The 6,677-nt window shown below is 55.7% G+C and carries 4 protein-coding genes; 1 reads left to right on the top strand and 3 read right to left on the bottom strand.

Features of this window, described 5'->3' with window-relative positions:
* Nucleotides 1-165: 165 nt before the first annotated feature.
* From WS49_RS25075 to WS49_RS25065, 3 genes are all read right to left on the bottom strand, one after another.
* Entirely contained in the window at nt 166-1,197 is a 1,032-nt protein-coding gene (locus tag WS49_RS25075; protein WP_059534373.1) for a ParB/RepB/Spo0J family partition protein, read from the bottom strand.
* Nucleotides 1,194-1,853: an AAA family ATPase gene (locus WS49_RS25070; RefSeq protein ID WP_059534371.1), complete on the bottom strand. Its 660-nt coding sequence runs from the start codon at nt 1,851-1,853 to the stop codon at nt 1,194-1,196. Before WS49_RS25070 ends, WS49_RS25075 begins: the two co-directional genes overlap by 4 nt.
* Before the next feature lie 2,191 nt (nt 1,854-4,044).
* Nucleotides 4,045-5,070, bottom strand: a complete 1,026-nt coding sequence (locus WS49_RS25065; protein WP_059534369.1) for an IS110 family transposase — start codon at nt 5,068-5,070, stop codon at nt 4,045-4,047.
* Nucleotides 5,071-5,337: 267 nt separating this feature from the next.
* On the opposite strand from WS49_RS25065, the gene WS49_RS25060 reads away from it, so the two are divergent.
* The gene (locus WS49_RS25060) at nt 5,338-5,616 is read left to right on the top strand and encodes an HU family DNA-binding protein (protein ID WP_059534367.1); all 279 of its coding nucleotides are present in this window, start codon (nt 5,338-5,340) and stop codon (nt 5,614-5,616) included.
* Nucleotides 5,617-6,677: the final 1,061 nt, after the last annotated feature.

Here is a 6,677-nt window from a genome sequence, read left to right as displayed (position 1 = left end):
GGTCCCCACTACTTTGGTGGGGACTACTCTGGCAACTTCCTTTCACATCGTCGAGACGGTGCTGGGGACACGCTTACGCTCAAGCGACGTTGTTGGGAGTCCATCGCAGAGCGAATGCCGTCCAAGTGCTATGTCCTGGGCGGCGGGATTCGGAGTATTGAGCCCCTACTTCAGTTGGTGTCCATCGTCTGCGAGGAGTTTCTTGAATGCTACGACGTAGGCCTCAGCTTTTTCTGCCGATCCAAGGACGAGGTCGACGCGGACTTTCCCATCGCCCCACTCTTTGATAGCACCAATCTCAGCGCCGTCGTCAGTTGACACCTTGTACTGTCGCGAAAGCGACTTCCGTGGCGCACGGCCATTCTCGAGGCTCTCACGGATGGCCTTCACCTTCTGAAAAGGAAGTTCCTCATCACGAATTCGTTCTGCGAATGCCAAGGTGCGCTTGTCATCCGTGGCCTTTAGGTACAGGGTAAGTTCATAGCTCGTCGAAAGGCCAAATTGTTTCGGCTGCGCAGCGATTACATCAAGGACTGACTGCGGCAACTCCAGCAGCGAGAGAATCTTGCTGACCTTGGATTTTCCCTCTTCCACGAGAACCGCCAACTCGTCGTTGGACTTTGCGTGTCCCTGATCGAGAAGCTTCTTGTACCCGAGTGCAACATCCAGGACGGTTTCCTGCTCACGCTCGTTGTTTGCCGCGCGAGCAAGGCGATAGAAATCGATGGGATCTAGGCCTTCAAGCAGTTTGACATCCAGTGTCTCGGCGCGATTGCGGAGTGCCCCAAGCTTTCGGAACTGACCGTCGATCAGGATTGCTCGATCCGCGAAGTCCGGATGACGCCCGGCGAGTACGGGGACTAGTTGGCCATCTCGCGCCATTGAGGCTGCGCGCGCGGCGATCAACTCTTCCTTATAGATAGTTCGACTGTTGAGCGGATTGTCGTCGATATGGCTAATCGGCATCGTTATGTACCGCGACCGCACTTTCCCCGATTGCTCTAGGTTTGCCAAATATGCTTCTGCATCGGACGGCGTGGGCGAGACAACAGTTTCCTTGGCGGGCGCCAACAGACTGCTCCGCCCACTCAGTGCTTCATCGACACGGTCGAACCTTGAAGGCGCGGACGCTTCTCGCATCGTCTGGTCACGCTTCACGCCGGCGTTAAGCGCAGCAGAAAAATCCTTCTTCGTCATGCTCGCACCTCGAGGACTTCGAGAATTTCGTCGACAAGATCATTCAGTTCTTTATGAGCTGCCTTCGCAGATCGAAGTTGAAGGACCGTTGCGCCGGACACCTCAGCTTCCTTGTACGCGGTGCGAAAACCGAGCTTGGTTTTGAGCATCGGGAGTTCGTCGTCGCCTGCTGCTGCCTCGAAGATTTGCTTCACGATCGTCACGTTTTGATTCATGTTCGCAAATGATCGAAGTTTGAGATCGGGGTTTCGTATCTGCGCTTCCATTCCCAACTTTTTGGCCTCTTGAACGGCCCACAAGTTGCCGCCCGATGCGGCAATCGGAATAAGTCCCAGATCGGAGATGAGCAGGGCTACAGAGGGGGCCGCGGATTTGATGGCCGGCGGACAATCAATGACAATAAAGTCGTAATCATTGACATATTTTTCAATCTCACGATCGGGGCGCGGGCTAAGTGCGAGGTTCGAAATAGCAGCGGGATACGGCCGATCATCCGGGGCTGCACCGACAGAGAGCGTCGCGGTGCCCTGCTCGTCCAAGTCCACGAGCAGTGTTCGATAGCCTCGCACCCCAAATGCACCTGCGATATTGGTGGATGTCGTCGTCTTCCCCGACCCCCCTTTCTGATTGAAGACTGCGATAATTTTCGCCGCCATGTTTTCTCCTTGTCGAAACGAAGCTTGGACCGGGGGCAGTTTCTACGTAGAAACTGCCCCCGGTCGACTGCGGCCAATCTTAGGATGACTTGCGTAAAACATCAAGAAAAACGACTGATTCGGAGATGAAATTTATTACCCTAGGATGCAAACAAGCCATGCACTATGGAAATTCTTCTCAGCCGTCCCGTGAGTTTCTACGTGGAAATTAGTCGCGCTGACGAAGACGGGAAAGCTTAGGTCACGACAAAGCCTCGCGGCATCAATCGAATTTTGGCGAACAGTCGTGTCACATAAAGACGATGATGGGTGTGGGATTGCCTACGAGCTGCCACGTCAATTTTTTTTCGATCTCCAGAGCATGCATTTTTCATCTTCGTATCAACAGCGGCCGCGTCGTCTGTTGGGCGGGCAGTTTCTACGTAGAAACTGACGTGGCGGAGCGCTACATCGCGCGTGCAACGGTCTGGATGCGCTGGGGGCATTCAGGTTCGCTCGTTTGGGGGCTTCGCTCGAAGGCCGGGGCCGGATAGTTTCTACGTTGAAACAGGGAGCTCGCATCCCGCTTGAAACGATGGCACCGCGGAGTCTCGCGAATTGAATAGTCCAAGAGGATCGATTGGTTTCTGCGCTAGATTGAGATGATGGGTCCCTCGGCCAGGGGGCCGCCTTATATACTGAGTGTGCGTCTTGAACACGACTGGCTGCGTGACTGCGGAAATGCAGAGCGGATAGAACCGGCTGCGTTAAGTCCCAGATAATCTAGGACTTTTGGGTTGCACTCGTCCCAAACTGCCAGATTATGTTTGACTTCGACAGGGACTTCTCTCAAGGTCAGGCTTTATCTAGGGATTCGTACGGACTGGGCGCGGTCCGAAATGACAGAGCGCCCACCATGCTGGCGGGTGGATGCATGTCTGTTCGTCAGAAGAAGCGGGCGATCATCTGCCGAAATATCACGATGCCTCTTCTATCATGCACTGTTGCTCGGTCCTGATGTAGATGGACGCCGTCTGGAGTGATGCTTGGCCAAGAACTCGCTGCACTGCATCAATTCCCAAGCCGGTTGGCCGGGTAGAGCGTCCAGCGATACGCGTATTGGGCTGACGACTCAGTCTGAAGTCGTTCGTGATGAACGGTTCTATTGAATGCGGGTCGACAGCCACGCCGATCAAGCCAAGCTAGGCTCAGACTCGCGACCCGAGACAGCGCGCTGCACTCGGGTCGAAGGCGGCACGAAATCGTTGATTTCGCGATCCCAACGGCAATTCGACCGCGGTGGCAAGCGGTGAATGCTTAATAAATAGGGTCGCATCAATGGGGCTGCCTTGTCGACCCCCATCGCCTACCGGGAAATCCTTGTGACCTTCGCTCCAGAGTAACGCGAAGCCGAAGTCACGAATCTCAGAAAACCGAAAGTGGTCATCGAAACCGGGGTGAAAGCGCGAAGATATGGTCAATGTCGTGAAACAATCTTCCAACAACCGGCACTCCCGTGCGAAGGCCGTCCGACAGGGCTTTCCGCTGATCTAAGCGGTGATTCATCGTGATGTTTCACGATGTGGCGCGTCTCCGAACGCGAACGTTTCCGTCACACGCTGCAATTTCGTCGAATAGCTCATTCATCATGAAAATGTATTGTTTGATACGTGTTTTGTAGTTTTGCGTTCATGGATCCCTTTCGGGCGTTGCGGGTCAGATCGGCGCATGATCGCCACTCGGCCGCTCTTGAGCGTTCTCGGTGCAAGACGGTTGTCGCGCAGCGCTTGCGTGGAAGTCCGTTCGACCCTGAAGCACAAGATGCACCGCAACGGATAGGGGGCTACCGGAATTCTCAAAATTGCTCTGAGGAAAGTGCCGCACACCGAATTGGGGCCATTAAGGCTTGAGTGCGAATTTTTACGGACAACACCGGCTCATTGACATGATGGTTAATCTATGGTCACCCCCGTTTTTGCAACGCTGACGTTGATGTGTGGTGGCTTTGCACCAATCTATCCGGCGTCGTTGTGAGGAATGCTCCTCGCGCCACGATGAGAATCGCGCCGGGCGGTCCTGATAACAGCTGCAGCTTCGGGAAGCTCGTTAACCTTTCAGGGTGTCCGCCAGGCCGGTTTGCCGTTCACGTCATCAATAATCAGCAGTCGCAAAACCAGATGAGTTGACTCGGTAACAGAATGATGAGATCTCGTCATGCAGCCGTGACGGTCGCTCGTTGCTCGAATACAGTGTTGTGGCTCACGATCGCCCATGCGATTCGGGCAAGCTTGCTCGCTAGGGCACAAGCGACCACGCTGGAATGTCGTCGCGCAAGCAGCGAGCGGACCCAGTCGGCCATACGGCCCGACTGCTTGTCCAGTCGGAGCATAAATGCTCGAGCACACTGGACCAGCAAGTGACGAATATTCTTGTCACCTCTCTTGGAAATTCCGAGCAGGTTTGACTTCCCACCAGTACTGTATTGCCTTGGCACCAGCCCGACCGCAGCGGCGAAATCACGGCTGCATCGGTATTGCTTACCATCACCGAGCTCCGAGGCAAGTAGACTGGCAGTGATCGTTCCAATGCCGGGAATCGTCATCAGACGCCCACCAAGGGAGTCATCGGCGAGTTGTCGCTCGAGTTCTTTCTCGATATCGCGAATCTGCTCACAAAGATATTTGAAGTGCTCATGCAATCGATCAAGGATCGCGACGAGACGCGGCGGCAGCCGATACTCGGCCAGTACTGCAGGCAGGCGCCTTACGACGGCGTGGCCGACGGGGAGGCTGATTCCGAACTCAAGCAGGAATCCATGCATCTGGTTGGTCGTGCATACCCGATCGCGCACCAGAGCCTGGCGAACTCGATGGAGCGCGGAAAGTGTTTGCTGCGATTCCGTCTTTGGCGTCACGAATCGCATCGATGGTCGAGACGCTGCTTCGCATATAGCCTCGGCATCAACGAAGTCGTTCTTGTTGCTCTTGACGAACGGGCGCACGAATTGCGGAGAGATCAGCTTGACGGTGTGTCCCAACTCGCTGAGCTTGCGCGCCATCCAATGCGCACCTGCGCAGGCCTCCATCACGACAGTACAAGAGTGGAACGTCGCAAAAAACTCGAGTAGCTGTTTGCGTGAGACTTTCTTGCGAAGCACGGCTTTGCCAGCACGATCCTGTCCATGCAGGTGGAAAGAATGCTTGCCCAAATCAATTCCAATCATTGTGACGCTGTCCATGGCAACGACCTCCCGGGGAAAGTTCTCAGCAGCCTACTCGCTGAGAGGTGGGGGTGACCATCCCATTACGGCTGGACATTGCGTTTGCACGATGCACCGATCTGCGGCATAACACCGGATGTTCGGTCTCGATGGCGGGGTCACGGCGAAAGTGCACGGCATGCCGGCAGGACGGCGTGATTTTCAGTCCTTCCGATTCCCGCCGGTTTGCCTATTAGCAGCGGTATGCGGTAGGGTGCGACTTTTACTTCGTGAGCAGAACTGTCTATGAACAAGCAGGAACTGATTGACGCCGTCGCTATCGGCTCGGGCATCAGCAAGAGTGAGGCGGCTAAAACCGTTCAGGTGTTACTGGATGTCATCACAGACGCAGTGAGCCGCGGGGAAGCGGTGCAACTTATTGGCTTTGGGGCATTCTCGCAGGGGAAGCGCGCGGCGCGTGCGGGTCGAAATCCCACGACAGGTGCGGAGATCGTGATTGCAGCGGCGAACACTGTGAAGTTCGCCGCTGGTAAGGCGTTCAAGGATGCGGTGAACGCGTCGTGACGCAGCGTGATGCGGGTCACGCTGCCTATGCAGGCCTGCACCCGTGAGATTTCCGGGGTCGTTGCGTGGATGCGCACTGCAGCCGCACGCAGCGTGAATGCTCTGATGACGGTGACTTATTGAGAGATCGGGTGACGGATCGTGGAATTCGAACAGGGTGGCGAAGGAGGGGTTGCTTATGGCGAGGCAATGATTCGGCGCTTGGGTGCCGACTTGTCGGAGCGATTCGGCCGGGACTTCGGTTGGCGGAATTTCGCAAAATGCGCGTTTTACTTGAGCCGGCCGGCTGCCCCGATTGTGCAGACGCTGTCTGCACAATCGCCCAAATCATCAAAAGCGATCGCGAACAGTGCGCTTGACCTGAACACCATCCCCTAGGCGTTCCGTTGCCTTGGTCGGCCTACGTGCGCCTCCTTTCGGTAAAGACGCCAGCCGCGCACGACATTTGACGTCCCCGCCTTTAGGCGGGGACGTCAACGCTACCTCGATGCGCTGGAGCAAGTGCAGTGCACCAACATACCGGACGTTGGTTTGCCAATTCGATCGGATGTGCGACCCACCATCAGCTGACTGAGGTCGCAAATGCTATATCCGGTCACACGGACTGGAAGAATCCATAGGGCAAAGCGGCTTTCCACCCAGGGCGCATGTCAATGCCTCCTTCAACTAAAAGTTTCTACGTAGAAACTTTTCGCAAACGAGACCCGACAAAGGTGAGAGGTGGCTGCGCAAATTCGGAGAGCTGGGTAAGTGGAACAACCGGGGGCTTGAACCGCTTGGGTTTTCTGAACAGTGCCGAGTGTTAGTGTTCGGCCTTTCTGCCGGTGCTACCCGAACACCGGGTTCGCATTCACGCCGTGCCGTCATGCTACGCCTGAGTCCGTCTCTCGCTGCGAACGCTTCTTGCACAATCGTCAGTTTCTCTTCGATGGAACGCCGCCGCTGCTGCAGTTCAGACAGAATTTCAACGCCTTCCACGTTATGCCGTATGCGGTCTTTTAACGACGCCCATCAGAGGTTGGGAGTGGCAGGCATGCTCCATGGCATGAGGGCGGCATAGT

It is taken from the genome of Burkholderia sp. RF7-non_BP4, from assembly GCF_001521935.1.
Classification (GTDB): domain Bacteria; phylum Pseudomonadota; class Gammaproteobacteria; order Burkholderiales; family Burkholderiaceae; genus Burkholderia; species Burkholderia diffusa.
Note: the sequence above shows the minus strand (reverse complement) of the source record. Positions and strands in the feature narration are given on the sequence as shown.